Origin of the sequence: uncultured Veillonella sp. (assembly GCF_963534045.1) — a bacterium.
GTDB lineage: Bacteria > Bacillota > Negativicutes > Veillonellales > Veillonellaceae > Veillonella.
In genome coordinates this window covers 1-3,644 of the sequence record NZ_CAUSQT010000084.1, presented here as the reverse complement: position 1 = coordinate 3,644, position 3,644 = coordinate 1, and the positions used below count along the sequence as shown (strand labels likewise).

General features: G+C 38.4%; 3 protein-coding genes. All 3 read left to right on the top strand.

Annotated elements, in window-relative coordinates:
• Positions 1-236: 236 nt before the first annotated feature.
• Genes RYP29_RS08530 through metA form a run of 3 tightly spaced genes read left to right on the top strand, consistent with a single transcriptional unit; the run spans position 237 to position 3,538 of the window.
• Positions 237-1,370 carry a PLP-dependent aspartate aminotransferase family protein gene (locus RYP29_RS08530; protein ID WP_311533110.1) on the top strand — a complete coding sequence of 378 codons (1,134 nt, stop codon included), beginning with the start codon at positions 237-239 and terminating at the stop codon, positions 1,368-1,370.
• A gap of 12 nt (positions 1,371-1,382) precedes the next feature.
• Positions 1,383-2,567 carry a MalY/PatB family protein gene (locus RYP29_RS08525; protein WP_311533108.1) on the top strand — a complete coding sequence of 395 codons (1,185 nt, stop codon included), beginning with the start codon at positions 1,383-1,385 and terminating at the stop codon, positions 2,565-2,567.
• Positions 2,568-2,578: 11 nt separating this feature from the next.
• Positions 2,579-3,538 (top strand): homoserine O-succinyltransferase, encoded by a 960-nt coding sequence (gene metA, locus RYP29_RS08520; RefSeq protein ID WP_009661841.1) that lies wholly within the window; start codon positions 2,579-2,581, stop codon positions 3,536-3,538.
• The last annotated feature ends 106 nt before the right edge of the window (positions 3,539-3,644 follow it).

The following is a 3,644-nucleotide window of genomic DNA, read 5'->3' as shown; positions in this document are numbered from 1 at the left end:
AAACTAAAAGTTATGACAACTCATTCAAAATACATATGACTCAATAGGCGTATTTAGCTATATGATAAGCCCTTTTAATTGACTAAGCACATCGTACTTTTTATAATAGATATATTATAATACTATAGTTTCGGAGTGGGATTATTATTTCCTAGTTACATACAGGAATTATATTTCCTATGATTGTAGTTTGCAGATAGAAGCATATCTTATCAGATATATAAGGAGACAATACGATGAAGTTTAATACAAAATGTGTTCACGGCAGTGGTAAGCCAGATAGTACAGGGGCCATTTCTCCAGCAATTTATATGTCCAGTACATTTACACATCCTGGTTTAGGTGAAACAACAGGATTCCAATATACACGTGAGTCTAACCCAACTCGTGATCGTCTTGAAACATTGATTGCAGGCCTAGAAGAAGGTACTGATGCAATCGCTTTTTCTTCTGGTATGGCTGCTGTTGATGCGGTATTCCATTTATTCTCCCCAGGAGACCATGTTATTTTAGGTGATGATTTATATGGTGGCTCCATTCGATTATTTACTAATATCTACGAAAAGAATGGTGTCGAATTTACGTATGTAGGCACATCTGATCTTGATGCAGTACAAGCCGCTTTTAAACCAAATACTAAGGCCGTATATATTGAAACACCTACAAATCCAATGATGGAAATTACCGATGTACGTGCATTGAGTAAAATGGCGCACGACCGCAATGCACTCGTTATTGTAGATAATACATTCTTAAGCCCGTATTTCCAAAAACCATTAAATCTTGGTGCAGATATTGTTGTTCATAGTGGGACTAAATTTATCGGTGGGCATCATGATGTGATATCCGGTTTTACTATTGTGAAAGATGATGAGTTGGCAGCTCAATTGCGCCTTATTTATAAGACTGTAGGTGCGTGTTTATCTGCCTTTGATAGCTGGCTTGTTATTCGTGGCGTCAAAACGTTGGCACTACGTATGGAACAGCATCAAAAGAATGCCATCGCTCTTGCAGAATGGTTGAAGAATGAACCAAAGGTTACAAAGGTATTGTTCCCAGGCCTTCCTGAACATCCAGGTTATGAAATAAACAAATCCCAAACAACTGGTTTTGGCGGTATGTTATCCTTTGAAGTAGACAGTGAAGAGACGGCTAAACAAGTATTAGAAGGTATTCAATTGATTCAATTTGCTGAAAGTTTAGGTGGCACTGAATCTTTGTTGACGTATCCTGTTACACAAACACATCCAGATTTAAAACCCGAAGATGCGGAACGTAAAGGGATTACACGTCGTTTATTGCGCTTGTCCGTTGGCATTGAAGATACCGATGATTTGATTGCTGATTTAGCGCAAGCTTTCAATAAATAAAAGGAGGCTATTATGGGCCGATATAATTTTGATAAAATCGTAGATCGTAAGCATACGAAGTCTCTAAAATATGATTTTGCTGTACAACGTGGTAAACCTGCTGATGTATTGCCATTTTGGGTAGCGGATATGGACTTTGAAATTCCTAGTGAACTAAAGCAAGTCTTATTAGATCGCGTTAATCATGGTATTTTCGGATATACGGAATCTGATGATGAATATTTCAATGTACTAAAACAATGGTTCGCTAGCCGTTTTAATTGGAATATCGATAAAAAATGGCTTGTAAAAACACCTGGCGTGGTGTTTGCTCTTGCCATGGCTGTGCGTGCTTTCACCAAGAAAGGGGAAGGGGTACTCATTAATCAACCAGTATATTATCCTTTCAGCATGGTTATCGATGATAATGATCGTAATTTGATTAATGTGCCTTTGATTCAAGGTGAAGATAGATACACAATCGATTTTGAAGGTGTGGAACGGGCTATTATTGAGCATAATGTAACATTATTCTTGCTCTGTAATCCTCATAACCCTGTGGGCCGTGTGTGGACCGAAGAAGAATTAAAACGTCTTGGCGATATTTGTATTAAACATAATGTCATTATTATTAGCGACGAAATTCATGCGGATTTCGTATGGGATGGTCACAAGCATACTGTTTTTGCCAATCTTGGTGAAAGCTATGCTGAGCATTGCATCGTTTGTACAGCACCTAGTAAGTCCTTTAATATTGCGGGCTTACAAGTGTCTAACATTTTCATTCCTAATGATTCCTTGCGTCGTCGATTTATCAAAGAAATTGACCGTGCAGGATATAGCCAATTGAATACGATGGGACTCGTAGGTTGCCAAGGCGCTTATGAAGTCGGTGGACCATGGCTTGATGAATTAAAGGAATATATTCAAGGTAATATTCAATATACCCTTGATTATTTTAAAGAACATTTACCAAAGTTGCACATGTATCGACCTGAAGGTACGTATCTCATGTGGTTTGATTGCTCTGATTTGCCATTGACGCCAGCAGAGCGTGAACAATGGCTACTTAATGATGCAAAGCTATGGTTAGATAGTGGGTCTATGTTTGGTAAAGATGGCGAAAAGTTTGAACGCATCAATGTTGCCTGTCCTCGTGCAACATTGACAGAAGGTTTAGAGGCATTGCGTCGCGCTTATATTGCTAAAGGGTTTTAGGAGGTTTCACGATGCCGATTAAAGTTATTAAGAATTTACCGGCTATAACAAAGTTAGCACAAGAGAATATCTTTGTAATGGATACAGAACGAGCGGAAACACAACAAATTCGGCCGCTCCAAATTTTACTTGTCAATTTGATGCCTACAAAAGAGGTTACAGAAACACAAATCCTTCGCGCTCTTAGTAATAGCCCATTGCAAGTAAATTTAACTTTATTGCATACAGCATCTCGAAAATCTAAGAATGTAGATGAAGAATATTTGGATACCTTTTATCGTACCTTTGACGAAGTTAAAGATGAGTTTTTCGATGGCTTGATTATTACCGGTGCCCCTGTAGAGCTAATGCCTTTTGAAGAGGTAGACTACTGGGATGAGCTCGTAGAAATTATGAATTGGAGTGAAGAACACGTATACTCCACGTTCTATATTTGTTGGGGCGCACAAGCTGGTTTGTACCATCATTTTGGTATTAACAAACAAATTATGGATACTAAATTGTTCGGCGTTTATGAGCATGATATCTACAACGATCAACCGGTTCTCTTGCGAGGATTTGATGAAAAGTTCTGGATGCCACACTCCCGCCATACAACAGTTTCATTAGAGCAAATTAAAGCACATAGGGAATTAGAATTGTTAGCTGGTTCTGAACCAACTGGGGCTGCTATCGTACGTAGTTTGGATAATAAACATATCTTTGTTTTTGGTCACTCCGAGTACGATTGGGATACACTCAATCGTGAATATGTACGAGACCTTGCTAAAGGTGAAGACATTGCGGTGCCAGAAAACTATTTCCCAGATGATGATCCAAAACAAAAACCAATCGTAAGATGGAGATCTGTTAGTACATTGCTATTTACGAATTGGTTGAACTATTACGTATACCAAGAAACACCATATATTATTGAACAAATTCAGAAAATGAAGTTTGAACGAGATAAAAATTTTGGTGCTTATATTTAAATACAGAGTATGTTGTCAGAACCTACCAGTTCTCAAAGCCGACACGCTACTGCGCTAAAGCGGAGCCCGAAGTCGTTTTGAGAACTGGTAGGTTCTTCTCATCTCG